This is a genomic window from Thermohalobaculum sediminis, assembly GCF_023487995.1.
In the GTDB taxonomy this organism is placed as follows: Bacteria; Pseudomonadota; Alphaproteobacteria; order Rhodobacterales; family Rhodobacteraceae; genus Thermohalobaculum; species Thermohalobaculum sediminis.
Map to the genome: position 1 here is coordinate 48791 of NZ_JAMFKN010000007.1, position 16447 is coordinate 65237.

The 16447-nt window shown below is 71.3% G+C and carries 16 protein-coding genes; 5 read left to right on the plus strand and 11 right to left on the minus strand.

Annotated elements, in window-relative coordinates; all coding sequences use genetic code 11:
- Window positions 1–278: 278 nt before the first annotated feature.
- Entirely contained in the window at window positions 279–3587 is a 3309-nt protein-coding gene (gene carB, locus M1105_RS14410; RefSeq protein WP_249581079.1) for a carbamoyl-phosphate synthase large subunit, read from the plus strand.
- 10 nt (window positions 3588–3597) lie between these two features.
- On the opposite strand, the gene M1105_RS14415 is transcribed toward carB, so the two are convergent.
- A complete protein-coding gene (locus tag M1105_RS14415; protein WP_249581080.1) occupies window positions 3598–4416 on the minus strand; it encodes a class I SAM-dependent methyltransferase in 819 nt (272 codons plus the stop codon).
- Between the two features lie 79 nt (window positions 4417–4495).
- Window positions 4496–5638: an alpha-hydroxy acid oxidase gene (locus tag M1105_RS14420; protein ID WP_249581081.1), complete on the minus strand. Its 1143-nt coding sequence runs from the start codon at window positions 5636–5638 to the stop codon at window positions 4496–4498.
- A gap of 229 nt (window positions 5639–5867) precedes the next feature.
- Between M1105_RS14420 and greA the strand changes: the two genes are divergently transcribed.
- Window positions 5868–6341, plus strand: coding sequence for a transcription elongation factor GreA (gene greA / locus M1105_RS14425; protein ID WP_249581082.1), 474 nt, complete (start codon window positions 5868–5870; stop codon window positions 6339–6341).
- 182 nt (window positions 6342–6523) lie between these two features.
- On the opposite strand, the gene M1105_RS14430 is transcribed toward greA, so the two are convergent.
- Genes M1105_RS14430 through fdhD form a run of 6 tightly spaced genes read right to left on the minus strand, consistent with a single transcriptional unit; the run spans window position 6524 to window position 11376 of the window.
- Entirely contained in the window at window positions 6524–7708 is a 1185-nt protein-coding gene (locus tag M1105_RS14430) for an MFS transporter (protein ID WP_249581083.1), read from the minus strand.
- Complete coding sequence (locus M1105_RS14435; RefSeq protein WP_249581084.1) at window positions 7705–8955, minus strand: molybdopterin-binding protein; 1251 nt, start codon at window positions 8953–8955, stop codon at window positions 7705–7707. Before M1105_RS14435 ends, M1105_RS14430 begins: the two co-directional genes overlap by 4 nt.
- A 2-nt stretch (window positions 8956–8957) precedes the next feature.
- Complete coding sequence (mobB, locus tag M1105_RS14440; protein ID WP_249581085.1) at window positions 8958–9473, minus strand: molybdopterin-guanine dinucleotide biosynthesis protein B; 516 nt, start codon at window positions 9471–9473, stop codon at window positions 8958–8960.
- Window positions 9470–10093, minus strand: a complete 624-nt coding sequence (gene mobA, locus M1105_RS14445) for a molybdenum cofactor guanylyltransferase MobA (protein WP_249581086.1) — start codon at window positions 10091–10093, stop codon at window positions 9470–9472. The genes mobB and mobA overlap by 4 nt, the downstream gene beginning before the upstream one ends.
- A 16-nt stretch (window positions 10094–10109) precedes the next feature.
- A complete protein-coding gene (locus M1105_RS14450) occupies window positions 10110–10514 on the minus strand; it encodes a cytidine/deoxycytidylate deaminase family protein (RefSeq protein WP_249581087.1) in 405 nt (134 codons plus the stop codon).
- Window positions 10504–11376 (minus strand): formate dehydrogenase accessory sulfurtransferase FdhD, encoded by an 873-nt coding sequence (fdhD, locus tag M1105_RS14455; RefSeq protein ID WP_249581088.1) that lies wholly within the window; start codon window positions 11374–11376, stop codon window positions 10504–10506. The genes M1105_RS14450 and fdhD overlap by 11 nt, the downstream gene beginning before the upstream one ends.
- A gap of 55 nt (window positions 11377–11431) precedes the next feature.
- Here fdhD and M1105_RS14460 point away from each other — a divergent pair, with 55 nt between their 5' ends.
- From M1105_RS14460 to M1105_RS14470, 3 genes are read left to right on the plus strand one after another with little or no spacing between them, the layout of a single operon-like run.
- Window positions 11432–12181 carry an AzlC family ABC transporter permease gene (locus tag M1105_RS14460; RefSeq protein ID WP_249581089.1) on the plus strand — a complete coding sequence of 250 codons (750 nt, stop codon included), beginning with the start codon at window positions 11432–11434 and terminating at the stop codon, window positions 12179–12181.
- Window positions 12178–12294, plus strand: coding sequence for an AzlD domain-containing protein (locus M1105_RS14465; RefSeq protein WP_249581090.1), 117 nt, complete (start codon window positions 12178–12180; stop codon window positions 12292–12294). The genes M1105_RS14460 and M1105_RS14465 overlap by 4 nt, the downstream gene beginning before the upstream one ends.
- Before the next feature lie 3 nt (window positions 12295–12297).
- The gene (locus M1105_RS14470) at window positions 12298–12498 is read left to right on the plus strand and encodes an AzlD domain-containing protein (RefSeq protein WP_264759655.1); all 201 of its coding nucleotides are present in this window, start codon (window positions 12298–12300) and stop codon (window positions 12496–12498) included.
- On the opposite strand, the gene mscL is transcribed toward M1105_RS14470, so the two are convergent.
- The 3 genes from mscL to M1105_RS14485 all read right to left on the minus strand — a co-directional run bounded on the left by mscL (window position 12499) and on the right by M1105_RS14485 (window position 16384).
- Window positions 12499–12921: a large conductance mechanosensitive channel protein MscL gene (gene mscL / locus M1105_RS14475; RefSeq protein WP_249581092.1), complete on the minus strand. Its 423-nt coding sequence runs from the start codon at window positions 12919–12921 to the stop codon at window positions 12499–12501.
- A 73-nt stretch (window positions 12922–12994) separates the two neighbouring features.
- Window positions 12995–15430, minus strand: a complete 2436-nt coding sequence (gene pheT, locus M1105_RS14480; RefSeq protein WP_249581093.1) for a phenylalanine--tRNA ligase subunit beta — start codon at window positions 15428–15430, stop codon at window positions 12995–12997.
- Window positions 15431–15526: 96 nt separating this feature from the next.
- Window positions 15527–16384: a type 1 glutamine amidotransferase gene (locus M1105_RS14485; RefSeq protein WP_249581094.1), complete on the minus strand. Its 858-nt coding sequence runs from the start codon at window positions 16382–16384 to the stop codon at window positions 15527–15529.
- Window positions 16385–16447: the final 63 nt, after the last annotated feature.

Consider the following 16447-nt stretch of genomic DNA (forward strand, 5'->3'; position numbering starts at 1 on the left):
CCTCCGCGCGCGGCGGCCATTCCCGCCCGGCGCCCGCCGCGCGCCCTCGCGCATTTCGGCGACGCCCGCGCGACGTGCCGGTCGCCGAGCCCGCGGCAGTTTCCCGCCATGCGCGCCGCCACACACCCGCGCCCGCGCCCGATCACCGCGCCTCGCCGCCCAATCCCTTCCTTGCCCCCGCGCGCGGGATCGGTATAACGCTCGCCAGTTTGCCGCCAGACCGCCCGACCGGGCCGGGACGCCATGCCCGGCGCGGTTCGCTCGCGCCGGAGTGAGACATGCCCAGACGCACCGACATCCATTCGATCATGATCATCGGTGCGGGCCCCATCGTGATCGGACAGGCCTGCGAATTCGACTACTCGGGCGCCCAGGCCTGCAAGGCGCTGCGCGAGGAAGGCTACCGGGTCATCCTCGTCAACTCGAACCCCGCCACCATCATGACCGACCCGGGGCTCGCGGACGCGACCTACATCGAGCCGATCACGCCCGAGGTGGTGGCCCGGATCATCGAGAAGGAGCGCCCCGACGCCATCCTGCCCACCATGGGCGGGCAGACCGGGCTCAACACCGCCATGGCGCTCGCGGACATGGGCGTGCTGGAGAAATTCGGCGTCGAGCTGATCGGCGCCAACCGCGAGGCCATCGAGATGGCCGAGGACCGCAAGCTGTTCCGCGAGGCGATGGACCGCATCGGGCTGGAAAACCCGCGTGCCACCATCGTGACCGCGCCGAAGATGGCGAACGGCAAGCGCGACATTGCCGAGGGCGTGCGCCTTGCGGTCGCCGCGCTCGACGAGGTCGGCCTGCCCGCGATCATCCGCCCCGCCTTCACGCTGGGCGGCACCGGCGGCGGCGTCGCCTACAACCGCGAGGACTACGAGAAGATCTGCCGCACCGGGTTGGAGGCATCGCCGGTCGGTCAGATTCTTGTCGATGAAAGCCTGCTCGGCTGGAAGGAATTCGAGATGGAGGTGGTCCGCGACCGCGCGGACAACGCCATCATCGTCTGCTCGATCGAGAACATCGACCCGATGGGCGTGCACACCGGCGATTCGATCACGGTGGCGCCCGCGCTGACGCTGACCGACAAGGAATATCAGCGGATGCGCACCGCCTCGATCGCGGTGCTGCGCGAGATCGGGGTCGAGACCGGCGGCTCGAACGTGCAGTGGGCGATCCACCCGGAGACCGGGCGGATGGTCGTGATCGAGATGAACCCGCGCGTCTCGCGCTCCTCGGCGCTGGCGTCGAAGGCCACCGGGTTCCCCATCGCCAAGGTCGCGGCCAAGCTGGCGGTAGGCTACACGCTGGACGAGCTGACCAACGACATCACCGGGGTCACACCCGCGTCCTTCGAACCGACGATCGACTACGTCGTGGTCAAGATCCCGCGCTTCGCCTTCGAGAAGTTCCCCGGCTCGAAGCCGGAACTGACCACCGCCATGAAGTCGGTGGGCGAGGCGATGGCAATCGGCCGCAGCTTCCACGAGGCGATGCAGAAGGCGCTCGCCTCGCTCGAGACCGGCCTGACCGGCTTCGACGAGATCGCGATCGACGGCGTCACCCCCGACCAGACGGCCGAGGAACGCAAGCGCGCGGTCCTCGCCGCCCTTGGCCGCCAGACCCCCGATCGCATCCGCATCATCGCCCAGGCGATGCGCGAAGAGCTCACGCTCGACGAGATCGAGGTGGCGACGAAGTTCGACCGCTGGTTCCTCGAGCGCATCGACGAGATCGTGACCGAGGAGGCGCGGCTGATCCGCGAGGGTCTGCCCGAGGACGCGGCGGGCTTGAGGCGGCTCAAGATGCTGGGCTTCACCGACGCCCGCCTCGGCACGCTGACCAATCTCAACGAGGACGGCGTGCGCCGCATCCGCCACGCGCTGGGCGTGAACGCGGTCTTCAAGCGCATCGACACCTGCGCCGCCGAGTTCGAGGCGCAGACGCCCTACATGTATTCAACCTACGAGGCGGATGTCGCGGGCGCGGTCGAGTGCGAGGCGCGCCCGACCGACCGCAAGAAGGTCGTCATCCTCGGCGGTGGCCCCAACCGCATCGGCCAGGGCATCGAGTTCGACTACTGCTGCTGCCACGCCTGCTTCGCGCTGACCGAGGCGGGCTACGAGACGGTGATGATCAACTGCAACCCCGAGACCGTGTCGACCGACTACGACACCTCGGACCGGCTGTATTTCGAGCCCCTCACGCTCGAGCACGTGCTGGAGATCCTGCGCGTCGAGCAGGAGGCCGGCACGCTCCACGGAGTGATCGTGCAATTCGGCGGCCAGACGCCCTTGAAGCTCGCGCGCGGGCTCGAACATGCCGGGATCCCCATCCTCGGCACCACGCCCGACGCCATCGACCTCGCCGAGGACCGCGAGCGATTCCAGAAGCTCCTGCGTAAGCTCGACCTGCGCCAGCCGGTCAACGGCATCGCCCATTCCGCCGACGAAGCCTTCCACATCGCCCATGAGGTCGGCTACCCGGTGGTGATCCGCCCATCTTATGTGCTGGGCGGGCGGGCGATGGAGATCGTGCGCTCGGACGCCGAGCTCGAGCGCTACATCCGCGAGGCGGTGGTCGTCTCGGGCACCTCGCCGGTGCTGATCGACAGCTATCTCTCGGGCGCCGTCGAGGTCGATGTCGATGCGCTGGCCGACGGCGAGAGCGTCCATGTCGCGGGCGTGATGGAGCATATCGAGGAGGCGGGCGTCCATTCGGGCGACAGCGCCTGCTCGTTGCCGCCGCATTCGCTGAGCCGCGCGATGATCGAGGAGCTGACCCGCCAGACCGAGGCGATGGCCTTCGGTTTGGGCGTCAAGGGCCTGATGAACGTGCAGTTCGCGATCAAGGATGGCGAGATCTACGTCCTCGAAGTGAACCCCCGCGCCTCGCGCACCGTGCCCTTCGTCGCCAAGGCCACTGGCTCGCCGGTCGCGGCCATTGCCGCGCGGGTGATGGCGGGCGAGGCGCTGACGGGCTTCGAGTTGATCGACCCCAACACGCCCCACATCGCGGTGAAGGAGGCTGTGCTGCCCTTCGCCCGCTTCCCCGGGGTCGATACGATCCTCGGCCCCGAGATGCGCTCGACCGGCGAGGTGATGGGGCTCGACCGCAGCTTCGCGCGCGCCTTCCTCAAGAGCCAGCTCGGCGCGGGCACGCCGTTGCCCACGGGGGGCTCGGCCTTCGTCTCGGTCCGCGACCAGGACAAGGACGCGATCCTGCCCGCCGCCCGCATCCTCGACCGGCTGGGCTTCACCATCCTCGCGACCGCCGGCACCTGCGCCTTCCTGACCGAGCGCGGGGTACGGGCCGAGCGGGTGAACAAGGTCTACGAGGGGCGGCCCGACATCGTCGACCACCTCAAGAACGGCGGCGTGACGCTGGTGTTCAACACAACCGAGGGCGCGCAGTCGGTCAAGGACAGCTTCGACATTCGCGCGACCGCGCTGACCATGAAGATCCCCTACTACACCACGGCAGCCGGTGCCGTGGCGGCCGCGCGTGCCATCGAGACGCTGAGCGAGGGCGAGCTCGAAGTGGCGCCGCTCCAAGGCTACGCTGCGCGGATCGCTACGCCCTGACCCGCGCCGGTCACCCCGGCGCCGCGACCTCGACGACGAAGCCCCGAATCCCGGCGCTGACCGGGCCATCGCCCCAGCGCCGGGCGATGGCGCGGGCGGCATGCTCGGTCGCGCGCGCAAGGCCCGCGGGGTCGCGCGCCTCGATCTCGGACCTGAGCGGGGTGCCTTGGCAATAGGCGATCGCGGGCTCGCGTGCCGAGGCCGCGCGGCTGCGCCCGGCCAGCGGCTCGATCCGCGCCGGCGGGAAACCGGCCTCGACCAGTTCGCGCATGATCAGGTCCGGGTGCCCGTGACCATGCGGCGTGCGCGCGAGGAAGCGAGGCGGATCGTCGGGCCAGAGCTCGGCCAGCGCCTCGGTCACCGCGTGGGCGAAACCGTTCGCCTCGATCCGGTCCCAGACGGAGAACAGGAACCGCCCGCCCGGCCGCAGCACGCGCCGCACCTCGGCATAGGCCCGGATCCGGTCGGGAAAGAACATCACGCCGAACTGGCAGGCCACCGCGTCGAAGCTCGCCGCCGGAAAGGGCAGCTGGAGCGCGTCCGCCGGCAGCCAGTCGACCGGTCGCCCGCCATCGTGGCGGGCCCGTGCGTGCTCCAGCATCGGCGCGTTGAGGTCTGTCGCGACGATCCGCGTCGCCGCGGGCAGGGCGCGTGCGAGCGCCCGCGTCAGGGCGCCGCTCCCCGCGGCCGTCTCGAGGACCGAGTCGGGGGCGCCAATGGCGGCCCTTTCGGCCAGATGCTCGGCGAAATCCTCGAAGATCAGGGGGACGAGCAGGCGGTCATAGACCTCCGGGATCGTCCCCTCGAAACAGGCGTCGAGAGCGGGCATGTTGGTTCCCCCATGCTCCACCCCCGCACAACGGAGGGAATATAACAGCCGCACCCGTCCACGGACAGCACAAGATCCCTCAGCCGAGGAAGCCGGGCAGTTCCTCCGGCCGCCGCGCCCCAAGCTGGCCCATGGTGATGGCAAGCTCCTCCTTCAGCACATGGATCGCATGCGCCGCCCCCGGCGCGCCCATCGCCGCCATGGCGAAGTAGAAGGCGCGGCCCAGCAGCACGAAATTCGCGCCGCAGGCGAGCATCCGCATGATGTCGAGGCCGTTCCGCGCGCCGCCATCCGCGATCAGCGGGAAATCCGGCCCCACCGCCGAGCGGATCGCGGGCAGCACCTCGACGGCCGAGCGCGCCGCGTCGATCTGCCGTCCGCCATGGTTCGAGACGACGACCGCATCCGCGCCCACATCGCGGCAGATCACCGCCTCCTCGGGGCTCAGGATGCCCTTGATGACCAGCTTGCCCTGCCAGTCCTCGCGGTACTGCCCGAGTTTGGCGGCGGTGATCCGCCCGTCGCGGAGGCGGCCCAGCTCACGCCCGATCTCCTCGACCCCGAGGCCCTTGGGCAGGTAGTCGGTCAGGTTGTTGAAGCGCGGCATCCCGTGCAGCGCCATCTGCCAGGCCCAGGCCGGGCGCCGCGCGATGTCGAGCGCGAGCCCGACGTCCCAGCCCGGCGCCCAGCCCAGCCCGTTCCTCATGTCGCGGTCGCGGCGCATCTTCTTTGGCACGTCTACCGTGATGACCAGCGTGTCGTAGCCCGCGGCCCTGGCCCGCCCCAGCACGTGGCGGTTCATCTCGCGGTCCTTCATCGCATAGAGCTGGAACCAGGGGTGGCCTGGCGCGAGGCGGCCGATTTCCTCGATCGTGGCGTTCGCGACCGTGGAGAGCGCGAAGGGAATGTTCGCATCCCGCGCCGCTCGCACCAGGTGCTCGGCCGAGCGCGGCCAGATCATGCCGCCCAGCCCCACCGGCGCCACGCCGAAGGGCGCGGACCAGTCGCGGCCCAGAAGCCGCGTCGTCAGATCGGGCGCGCCCTCCCAGTCGCCGAGGTAACGTGGCGTCAGCACCACTTCGTCGAGCATTCGCCGGTTGCGCGCGAGCCCCGCCTCGAGCCCGATGCCGCCCGCGAGATAGTCCCAGGCGATCTTGGGGATGCGCCGCCGAGCCGCCTTCTCCATCTCGGCAATGCACGGAAACCGCCGATCGAGGTTCATCGTGCCCCCTCCCCATCCCGAGTGCGTTCAGGCCACAGCGGTAGCCGCTCGCCCGGCCGCGGGCAAGGTCGAGGCGGATGGGCGCTTGCAATCCCCGCCGATGCGATTCTAAGTTTGGCGTGCAAGGGGCCGCGCCGGAAAGGCGCGGTCTTGTTTTTGGCGCGGCGCGAAGGACGGTCCGGAAGGGCCGTCCTGCGTGTCTTTCTGACGCTCACGCCGAGAGGATGAGATGGAAAAGGTCCCGATGACCAGGCAGGGCTACACGGCCCTGAACGCGAAGCTCAAGCAGCTCAAGGACGAGGAGCGCCCCGCGATCATCTCGGCCATTGCCGAGGCGCGCGAGCATGGCGACCTGTCGGAGAATGCCGAGTATCACTCGGCCCGCGAGCGGCAGAGCTTCATCGAGGGCCAGATCAAGGAACTCGAAGGGCTGATCAGCCGCGCCGAGGTGATCGACCCGTCGAAGATGTCCGGTCCCACCGTTCGCTTCGGCGCGACCGTGACGCTGATGGACGAGGACACCGAGGAGGAGCGCGTCTACCAGATCGTGGGCGAGTCGGAGGCCGATCTCGAGGCCGGCAGGCTCAACCTGCGCTCGCCCCTCGCCCGCGCCCTGATCGGCAAGGAGGAAGGCGACTCGGTCGACGTGAACACGCCACGCGGCGCGAAGAGCTACGAGATCCTGAGCGTCCGCTACGTCTGACCGGCGCCGGGCCGGGCGAGAGCGCGCCGCGCTCCGTCGTCACAGGCTCGACCCGGGGCCTTGCGGAGCATCGACAGACTTCCCGGAGGCCTCGGCGCAAGGCCGGGATAGCGGTGGTGGGCTGCGGCGGGAAATGCGCTGCCCCAGCCTCGAGCCGGAGCCTAGGCGAGCGGCGGGCCGCGTCAGGCCGTCAGACGCTCGCCCCGCCATTGCCGCGCCAAGACCAGCGCCGCCACGAGCGACACCGCCGAGAGCGCCACCGCGAGCCAGTAGCTGTCCGCCATGCCGCGCGCCGCGCTCAGCCACCCGGCCATCAGCGTCGCCCCCGCCATCGCAAGCCCCGACAGCGTGCCGACATAGACCCCCTGCGCAGTGGCGGCGAGCCGGGGCGGCACGGCGGCGGCGATGAAGGCCATCGCCGCCAGGTGAGCGAGCGCGAAGCTGCCGGCATGAAGCGCCTGCAGCGGCCACAGCACCGCGAGCGTGGGCTCCATCGCGAAGCCGGCCCAGCGCATCAGACCCGCCGCCGCCCCCAGCGCCAACGCCCGCGCGGGGCCGAGGCGCGCCACGATCCGCCCGCCCGGCCCCAGCATCAGCGCGATCTCGACCGCGACGCCCGTGGCCCAGAGCATGCCGATCACCTCGGCCCCGATGCCCTGCCCGCGCCACACCAGCGTCCCGTAGGTATAGAACACCGCGTGGCTCGCCTGCGCGGCGCTCGCCGCGACCAAGAAGGCGAGAAAGGCGGGGCTTGCCGTCAGCCGCCAGCCCTCGCGCAGCCCTGCGGTGTCGAGCCCGCCCCCCGGCGGGGCGCCGCCGCCCGGGTGCATCAGCCCGAACGCGGCCGCGAGCCCGCAGCAGACGACCAGCGACCAGAGCGCGGCGTCCGCGCCGACCCGCGCGATCGCCGCACCCAGCGCAAGGTTCATCGCGAGGAACGCGATCGAGCCCACCGCGCGCGCCTGCGGATAGGCAAAGCCATACCGGATTGCCGCCCTCAACCCCAGCGCCTCACCCAACGGGATCATCGGCGAGAGCGTCATCGTGACCAAGAGCGTGAGCCCGAACAGCACGGGCCGCGTCTCGGCCAGCGCGTGCGCGGCGAAGACCGCCGCCGCCAGCGCCCCGCAGACCCCCAGCATCAGCCGGCGCACCGCATAGGCGTCCGCAACGGCCGAGAGCGCGGCATTGGCCACCAGCCGCACCGCCAGCGCGGCACCCAGCCAGGTGCCGACCTCGCCCTCGGTCAGTCCCCAGTCCTTCAGCCATACCGGCCAGTAGGGCAGATGCGCCCCGATCGCCAGGAACAGCGCCGCGTAATAGCCGCAGGTCAGAAGCCCCGCCCGGCTCGCGAGCGCGGGCCTCATATCCCGAAGGCGGCGAAGGGCAGGAAGCGCACCGGTGTACCCGGCACGACATCGAGCGCGCCGTCGGGCAACTCGCACAGCCCGGTGGCCCAGCTGAGCCCGCCGATGAGCCCCGAGCCCTCCGAGCGAAACACCTCGACCCGGCCCCCGGCGTCGAGGCGTGCGCGAAGGTATTCGCGCCGCCCCGGCTTTTTGCGCTTCTCGAACGCGGCCGGGAGCATGACGCCCTCGGGCGCGCTCCAGCCCGCACCGGCCATCAGCATGAGCGCCGGCCGCGCGAAGATGAGCGAGCAGACGAAGGCCGCGACCGGGTTGCCGGGGAGCCCGAACACCGGCACGCCGCGCCACAGGCCCAGCGCCAGCGGGCGGCCGGGTTTGACCGCGATGCGCCAGGTCTCGACCCGGCCCTCGGCGCGCAGGATCTTCGAGACGTGGTCCTCGTCGCCGTCCGAGGCGCCGCCGGTCGTGAGGATCGCGTCCGCCCCGGCCGCACCCCGGTCGAGCGCCGCGCGCACCTCCGCGGCCCGGTCGGGAGCGCGGCCGAGGTCGATCGCCTCGAACCCCTGCGCCGCGAGGAAGGCCAGCAGCATCGGGCGGTTCGCGTCGAAGATGCCGGGGCCGTCGGCGCCCGGCTCGATCACCTCGTCGCCGGTCGAGAGCACGGCCACCCTGAGCCTGCGGTGGACCGGCACGCGCTCGACACCCACCGATGCGATGCGTGCGAGATCCTGCGGGGCGAGCCTGCGGCCCGTGTCCAGCACCGCCTCGCCCGCGGCCGCATCCTCGCCCGCCGCGCGGGTGTTGGCGCCGCGCTTCCGAGGCGCGCCGATCAGGACATGGCCGCCCGCTACCTCGCAATCCTCCTGCAGCGCCACGGTGTCAGCGCCCTCGGGGATCTCGGCCCCGGTGAGGATGCGCACGGCGTGGCCCTGCGTCACGGCGGCGCCCAGCGGGCGGCCCGCGGCCGCGCGCCCGGTCATCAGCGGCAACCGCGCCTCGTCGGCGCCGCCCAGCGACGCGAAGGCGAAGGCATATCCATCGACCGCCGCATTCGCCGCCGGCGGGTTGGCGCGCCGCGCGATCACGGGGGCCGCGAGGATGCGCCCCGCGGCGGTCCCGAGCGGCACCTCCTCGGTCCCGGCCACACAGTCGAGCCCGGTCCTCAGCCGCGCCAGCGCCTCGTCCACCGGCGTCCAGCGGATCCCCGGCGGCAGGGCAAAACAATCGTCCCTCAGCCGTTTGCCCATGCTCAGGCCGATTTCCGCAGCGCGAGCCCGACATCCTCGAGCACGAAGTCCGCGATCGCCGGGATGTCATCGAGCCCGATCAGCGGGCGCCCATGCCCCTCGGGCGGGCGGTCGTTGGTGGCGATCACGCGGATCGTGGGATCATCGAGGGCGATCAGCGGCTGCCCGGTCTCGGCCCGCCAGGCCTCGACCTTGGGGTGGCGGTCGCGCTTCCAGCCCTCGACGATCACCAGGTCCACCGGGTCGAGCCGGGCGATCAGGGCCTCGAGCGCCGGCTCGGGCGCGCCGCGCAGCTCGGTCATCAGCGCCCAGCGCGAGGACGAGGCCAGCACCGTCTGCTGCGCCCCCGCCGCGCGGTGGCGGTAGCTGTCCTTGCCGGGACGTTCCAGATCGACCAGGTGATGCGTGTGCTTGAGCGTCGAAACGCTGTAGCCGCGCGCGCAGATCTCGGCCACCAGCCGCTCGACAAGCGTGGTCTTGCCCGCGTTCTTCCAGCCGATCACGCCGTAGATCTTCATGCGCCGCTCCGCTCGCATGCCAGCCGTGCGGCCTCCTCGAGGTCCGTGGGCGTGTTCACGTTGAAGAACGGGAAGGCGCCGGCCTCGTCGAACACCGCCCGCGCGCAGCCATGGCGCGAGGCCCAGACGATCACCTTGCGCATGTTGCCCGTCGTCAGCGCGGTTTCCAGGTCGTCCGCGAGATCGACCGGCCACAGCCCGAAGGTCGGATGCTCGCTCAGGCCCCGCTGGGGGTCGTTGGTGGCCGCAATCGCGATCCGGTCGCGCGGCCCCAGCGCCGCGGCAAGGCGCGCCACCAGGTCGCGCGGGAAGAAGGGCGTGTCGCCCGCCGCGCTCGCGACATGCGTGAAGCCGCGGGGCGCGGCCCAGCGCATGCCCGCCAGAACCCCCGCAAGGGGACCTGCGAAACCCTCGACCGTATCGGGCACCACCGGCAGGCCGAAGCGCGCGAAGCGCGCAGGGTCGCCATTCGCGTTCAGCACCAGCGCGCCGACCTGCGGCCCGAGGCGGTCGATCACATGCCCCAGCAGCGGACGGCCCTCGAGCTCGAGCAGCGCCTTGTCGCCGCCGCCCATGCGGCGCGCGAGCCCCCCGGCCAGAATGATGCCCGCAATCCGCATGCTCTCTTCCGCCACCTCAGACACCGCGCCGCCCCGCCTTGTAGGCCTCGGGCATGAGTTCGGCCAGCGTGCGCAGGGCGAAGCCCTCGCCGTCGCGCGGCACGGCGATCACCGCCTCGGGGCCGTAGTCGAGCAGCAACTCGCGGCAAAGCCCGCACGGGGCCACCACGACCAGCCGGCGGTTGACGGCCGCACAGAACACGATCTCGGCGTCCTGCTCGGCGGCACAGGCCATTCCGATCGCCACCGCCTCGGCGCAGACCGCGGCACGGCCGAGTGTCGAGTCGACATTGACCGCCGTGTAGCTCCCGCCCGCGCGCGTCAGCACCGTGGCGGCGACGTGGTGGCGCCCTTCCTTGGCGCGCGCGGCGATCAGGCGGCGCGCTGCGTCGATGGCGGCGTTGTACCGGTCAGTCAGCATCGACGGCCCCCTTTCGGCGGTGGCGGGCGTCCTCCTCGCCCACGGCCTCGGGGTCCTCGTCGAAGCTGAGCCGCGCCTCGCCCGACAGGCAGTTGAACCGCCGCCCGCGCATCCGGCCGATCAGCGTCAGCCCCACCTGCCGCGCGATATCGACGCCCCAGGCCGTGAAGCCCGAGCGCGAGGCGAGCACGGGAATGCCCATCAGCGCCGTCTTGATCACCATCTCGGACGTGAGCCGCCCGGTGGTGTAGAGGATCTTGTCGGCGCCGCCCACGCCCTCGCGGAACATCCAGCCGGCGATCTTGTCGACCGCGTTGTGCCGGCCCACGTCCTCCATGAACGCGAGGGGGCGGTCGCGCGAACACAGCACCGTGCCGTGGATTGCCCCGGCCTCGAGGTAGAGGCTGGGTGCGGTGTTGATCTTCCTCGCCAGCGCATAGAGCCACGAGGTCCGCACCTCGGCCTGCGGCAGTTGCAGCCCCTCCAGCGCCTCCATCACGTCGCCGAACACGGTGCCGACCGCGCAACCACTGGTGCGCGTCTTCTTCTTCAGCTTTTCCTCGTAATCGGTCTCGCGCTCGGTGCGCACGACGACGGTCTCGATCTCCTCGTCGTAGTCCACCCCTGTCACGCGGTCGTCGCGCCGCAGCATCCCCTGGTTCAGCAGGTAGCCGAGCGCGAGGTATTCCGGGTAGTCGCCGATGGTCATCGCCGTCACGATCTCCTGAGAGTTCAGGTAGATCGTGAGCGCGCGTTCCTCGACGACACGTATCTCGGATGCGTGGCCGGTCTGGTCGATTCCGGTCACGGGCCGGGTGAGCCGCGGGTCGTTCGGGTCGGGAGCGATCAGGAATTCTGTCATCGTCCTTCACAAAACCTGACTGGCCCCCCCAGTCAAGGCCGGTTACGGAAAGCGCATGAGCACGCCCGATCAGATCACCGTCAGCCCCTCGCGCCGCGGCTTCCTCGCGGGCGTCTGGGCGGCGTTGCCGGTGCTGCTGGCAGTCGCGCCCTTCGGCCTGATCTTCGGGACGCTGGCGGCCGAGGCGGGGTTCGACCTTGCCCAGACCATGGCCTTCACCTCGCTGGTCGTGGCTGGGGCGAGCCAGCTTGCGGCGCTGCAACTCCTGTCGGACGGCGCGCCCGCGATCGTCGCGATCATCACCGGCGCGGTGGTGAACCTGCGCATGGCGATGTATTCCGCGGCCATCGCGGTGCACTGGCAGGGGCTGGGCATGGCGTGGCGCATCCCTGCCGCCTTCTTCCTGCACGATCAGGCGTTCGCGCTGTCGCTCAACCGCTATCGCGCGCATCCGGGCGAGAGCGTGGCCGACCGCGCAGGATTCTATTTCGGGATCGGAGCCACGACCGTCACCGTCTGGATCGCCGCAAGCTGGCTTGGCGCCGAGATCGGCGCGCGCATTCCGGAGGGCTGGGGCCTCGACTTCGCCGCGCCCGCCTGCTTCATCGGCGTGGCCGCCCCCATGATCCGCGGCACCGCGAATGTGGTGGCGGCGCTGACGGCCAGCGTGCTCGCGGTCCTGCTCGCTGGGCTTCCGGGCGGCGCGGGGCTCTTGGTCGCAGCCGCCGCCGGGATCGCCGCGGGCATGGCCGCGGGGCGGCGCGTCGCGCGGCGGGCCGCGCCCGTGATGGAGCCCGCCGAATGACCGATGCCACCGTCTGGACGATGATCGCGGGGCTTGCGGTCGCGACCTACCTGATCCGCTTTTCCTTCATCGGGCTGCTGGCCGGCCGCCGCCTGCCGCCCATCGTGATGTAGGCGCTGAACTACGTCCCCGTCACAGTCCTGCCTGCGCTGATCGCGCCGATGGTGCTGGTCAGCGACGGCCAGATCGCGGCGGATCCTCAGCGCGTGCTGGCAGCGGTGGCGGCGCTCGGCACCGGCATTGCCACGCGGCGCCTGCTACCCGGCATCCTCGCGGGGATGGCGGCCTATATCGCGCTGGGCCAGGCGGGGTTCTGATCAGGCCGACTGACGGGCCAGCAGGTCGCGGATCTCGGTCAGCAGCTTTTCCTCGGCGCTGGGCGCGGGCGGGGCTGCGGGCGCGGCCTCCTCCTTGCGCTTGAGCTGATTGACGCCCTTGATCACGAAGAACAGCACCCAGGCGACGATCAGGAAGCTGATGATCGCGTTGATGAACAGCCCGATGTTGACGGTCGCGGCCCCCGCCGCCTGTGCCGCCGCCAGCGAGGCGAATTCCTGCCCGCTGAGATTGATGAAGATGTTCGAGAAATCGATGCCGCCGGTGATCAGCCCGATGATCGGGTTGATGATGTCCGCCACGAAGCTGTTGACGATCGAGGTGAAGGCCGCGCCGATGACGATGCCGACGCCCATGTCGACGACATTGCCCTTGATCGCGAATTCCCTGAATTCCTTGAGCATCGCGCCCCCTCCGCAATGATTTCGCGGGGAAACCTTGTCACGGAAGGGGCGGGCGCGGAAGCGGGAAAACCGCTCAGCTGCGCAGGCTTGCGCCGGTGGCCTTGCCCACGGCCTCGACCACGCGGGCCGAGACGGCCTCGATCTCGGCCTCGGTCAGGGTGCCCGCGGTGGGCTGGAGCCGCACGCTGATCGCGACCGACTTGCGGCCCTCGCCAAGCTGTTCGGCCGCGCGCCGGCCCTCGAACACGTCGAAGACGGCGATGCGCTCGATCAGCTTCTTTTCGGCGCCTCGCGCGGCCTTCAGGATCGCCTCGGCCTCGATGCGCGCATCCACCACGAAGGCGAAGTCGCGCTCGACCGCCTGGAAGTCCGAGACCACCAGCGCGGGCCGGGTCGTGCCCTTCTTCTTCGGGAAGGGCGCGGCCTCGAGATGGACGACCGCGGCCACCGCCGGGCCCTTGACGTCCAGTGCCTCCAGCACCTTGGGGTGCAGCTCGCCGAACACCGCGAGCACGTTCTTCGGCCCCAGCTTCAGCGCCGCCGACCGGCCCGGATGGAACCAGCCGGGCGCCTCGCGCGCGACCATCAGCTTCGAGGTGTCCACTCCCGCCGCGGCCAGCACCGCCAGCGCGTCGGCCTTGGCGTCCATCAGGTCCACCGCTCGCCGCGTGCCCACCCAGTGGCGCGGGCTCGTCGCACCCACGCGCAGGGCTGCGGCCACCGTTTCCTGCTCGCCCGGCTCGCCGCCCGAGAAGACCGGTCCGACCTCGAACAGCCCGATCTCGCCCGCACCTCGCGCCTGGTTGCGCGCAGCCGCGGCCAGAAGCCCCGGCAGCAGGTCGGGCCGCATGTCCGACAGGTCCGCCGAGATCGGGTTCTCGAGCCGCCGCGCCACGTCGCCGCCGCCGAACAGCGCGGCCTGGGCGCCCGGGACGAACGAGTAGGTCACGCACTCGTTCAGCCCCTCGGCCGCCAGCACGCGCCGCGCCGCACTAACCCGGCGCTGCATGGGCGAGAGCTGCGGCGCGGGCACGCCCTCGGATGCTGGGGGCAGCGGCTTCGCGGGCAGCCTGGTCAGCGAGGCGATGCGCGCGATCTCCTCGACCAGATCCGCCTCGCCCTGCACGTCGGGCCGCCACGAAGGCACCCAGACTTCCAGCTTCTCGCCCAGCCCGGTGGCCGAGAACCCCAGCGCCGTGAGGATGCGCACCTGCTCGGCCCGCGGGATCTCCATGCCGACGAGGCTGATCACCCGCGCGGGATCGAGCGCATAGGCGCGCGCGGTGTCGGGCACGCGCCCCGCCACCACCGGCTCGGACGCCTCACCGCCGCAGAGGTCGAGGATCAGCCGCGTCGCGATCTCCATCCCCTCGGGCGTGAAGGCGGGGTCGATGCCGCGCTCGAAGCGGTAGCGCGCGTCCGAGTTGATCTTCAGCTTGCGGCCCGTCGCGGCCGTGCGCACCGGGTCGAAATAGGCGGCCTCGACGAAGACGTTGACCGTCTCCGGCGTGACGCCGGAGGCGAGGCCCCCCATCACGCCGCCGATGCCTTCCGGCCCCGCGTCGTCGCAGATCAGCGTCATCTGGTCGTCGAATTCATAGGTCTTGTCGTCGAGCGCCTCGAGTGTCTCGCCCACGCGGCTCAGGCGCACATGGATGTCGCCCGTCACCTTGTCGGCGTCGAAGACATGCAGCGGCCGCGCCCGGTCGAAGGTCAGGAAGTTGGTGATGTCCACCAGCGCCGAAATGGGCCTGAGCCCAATCGCCCGCAGGCGGCGCTGCAACCAGTCCGGGCTCGGCCCGTTCCTGACGCCGCGGATGTAGCGCCCCACGAACAGCGGGCAGGCGTGGTCCTTCACGTCGTCCATCAGCCGCACGCCGATAGGGCTGGAGAAGGCGCCCTTCACGGGCGCCGTCTCGGGCGTGACCAGCCGCCCCAGCCCCCGCGCCGCAAGGTCGCGCGCGATCCCGGCCACCCCCAGCGCGTCGGGGCGGTTGGGGGTCACGGCGATCTGGATCACCGGGTCGTTGAGCTTGGCGTAGTCGATGTAGCGCGCGCCCAGCGGCGCATCGGCGGGCAGGTCGATGATGCCCTCGTGGTCGTCCGAGACCATGAGCTCGCGCTCGGAGCACAGCATCCCGTTCGACTCGACGCCCCGGATCACGCCGGGCTTGAGGTCGACGCCCGTGCCAGGGATATGCGTGCCGGGCGCGGCGAAGACGCCGACCAGCCCCGTGCGCGCGTTCGGCGCGCCGCAGACCACCTGAACAACCTGCGAGGGCTTGCCCGGGCCATCCGGCCAGGCCTCGACCCTGCACAGGCGCAGCCGGTCGGCGTCGGGATGCGGCTTCGCCTCGATCACGCGGCAGATGGTGAAGGCGCCGAGCTTTTCCGCGGGGTCCTCGACCCCCTCGACCTCGAGGCCAAGATCGGTCAGGGCGTCGGTGATCTCCGTCAGGGTCGCATCCGTCTCCAGATGCTCCCTCAGCCAGGACAGGGTGAACTTCATGGCTCTCTCGCTCGGCTCGGGCGGGCGCGGGAACGGCGCCCGGCGGGTTCGGAGCCCGTCCTTAGCGAAATTCCCCCGGCGCGGGAAGGGGGCCGGTCACTCGGCCGCAAGCCCTTCCGCAACCGCCGCCCCAACCACGACGCGCAGCCAGTTGGCAAGCTCGACCGTGCGGGCATGGAAGGCAAGCACCTCGGGCGCGACGGCGCGGCGGGCGGCCAGACCGGGATGCGCCTCGGGCGCCTCCGAGACCGCGATCCAGTCGGGGATGGCCGGGTCGGGCGTCTCGCCGCCGGGGGTTGCGTCCATCACCGCGCCCTTGCCCCGCGCCATGGAGCGCGCGACATCGGCCAGCGTCATCTCGGGGTGATACTGCATCCCCCAGAACCGCACGCCGCCCCGCTCGACCGCCATAGCCTGCACGGCGGAGTGGTCGTTGGTCGCCGTCAGAATCGCGCCGGGCGGCAGGTCGGACACCTCGTCGCGGTGGATGCAGGGGCAGTCGAACACCTCGGCGCGCCCGGCATGGAGCGCGTGCGTCCGCCCGGCGTCGGTCAGCCGGATCGCGCGGGCGATGGGCAGTTCCGTCCCGTTCGGACTCCAGCGCACCCGCCCGCCCAGCACCACGGCGCCAAGCTGCACCCCGTAGCACGAGCCGATCACCGGCAGGCCCGCGGCCAGCACATGCTCCATGACCGCGCGGTGGTCGGCGGCCTCGGGCGCATCGGCCGACCAATGGACGCCCGAGCCGGTGAACACCACGCCAGCGGCATAGCCGAGCGTCATGTCCGACAGCCGGAAGCCGGGGAAGGACGGCCGCACGATGCGCGTCGCCAGCCCCGGAGCAAGGCGCGTCAGCACCGCGGCGTAATTCTCGGCCGAGGGCACGCGCCCCTCGGCCCGCATCCGCGCCACGATTTCGGGCGTGTTGCCCTCGACCACCAGGACCGTCGCCATCCCACCCTCCCGCACCCCGAAACCGGCGCAGGATCACGCGGCCCAGGGTGACGCGCGAGCGCG

Excerpts from the sequence above, each read along its gene's own strand:
- mscL (WP_249581092.1), bottom strand. The coding sequence starts at position 12,921 with ATGCTCAAGGAATTCAGGGAATTCGCGATCAAGGGCAATGTCGTCGAC.
- mobB (WP_249581085.1), bottom strand. The coding sequence starts at position 9,473 with ATGAAGATCTACGGCGTGATCGGCTGGAAGAACGCGGGCAAGACCACG.
- carB (WP_249581079.1), top strand. The coding sequence starts at position 279 with ATGCCCAGACGCACCGACATCCATTCGATCATGATCATCGGTGCGGGC.
- M1105_RS14485 (WP_249581094.1), bottom strand. The coding sequence starts at position 16,384 with ATGGCGACGGTCCTGGTGGTCGAGGGCAACACGCCCGAAATCGTGGCG.
- greA (WP_249581082.1), top strand. The coding sequence starts at position 5,868 with ATGGAAAAGGTCCCGATGACCAGGCAGGGCTACACGGCCCTGAACGCG.
- M1105_RS14435 (WP_249581084.1), bottom strand. The coding sequence starts at position 8,955 with ATGGGCAAACGGCTGAGGGACGATTGTTTTGCCCTGCCGCCGGGGATC.
- mobA (WP_249581086.1), bottom strand. The coding sequence starts at position 10,093 with ATGCGGATTGCGGGCATCATTCTGGCCGGGGGGCTCGCGCGCCGCATG.
- M1105_RS14415 (WP_249581080.1), bottom strand. The coding sequence starts at position 4,416 with ATGCCCGCTCTCGACGCCTGTTTCGAGGGGACGATCCCGGAGGTCTAT.
- M1105_RS14465 (WP_249581090.1), top strand. The coding sequence starts at position 12,178 with ATGACCGATGCCACCGTCTGGACGATGATCGCGGGGCTTGCGGTCGCG.
- M1105_RS14420 (WP_249581081.1), bottom strand. The coding sequence starts at position 5,638 with ATGAACCTCGATCGGCGGTTTCCGTGCATTGCCGAGATGGAGAAGGCG.
- M1105_RS14450 (WP_249581087.1), bottom strand. The coding sequence starts at position 10,514 with ATGCTGACTGACCGGTACAACGCCGCCATCGACGCAGCGCGCCGCCTG.
- pheT (WP_249581093.1), bottom strand. The coding sequence starts at position 15,430 with ATGAAGTTCACCCTGTCCTGGCTGAGGGAGCATCTGGAGACGGATGCG.
- fdhD (WP_249581088.1), bottom strand. The coding sequence starts at position 11,376 with ATGACAGAATTCCTGATCGCTCCCGACCCGAACGACCCGCGGCTCACC.
- M1105_RS14460 (WP_249581089.1), top strand. The coding sequence starts at position 11,432 with ATGAGCACGCCCGATCAGATCACCGTCAGCCCCTCGCGCCGCGGCTTC.
- M1105_RS14430 (WP_249581083.1), bottom strand. The coding sequence starts at position 7,708 with ATGAGGCCCGCGCTCGCGAGCCGGGCGGGGCTTCTGACCTGCGGCTAT.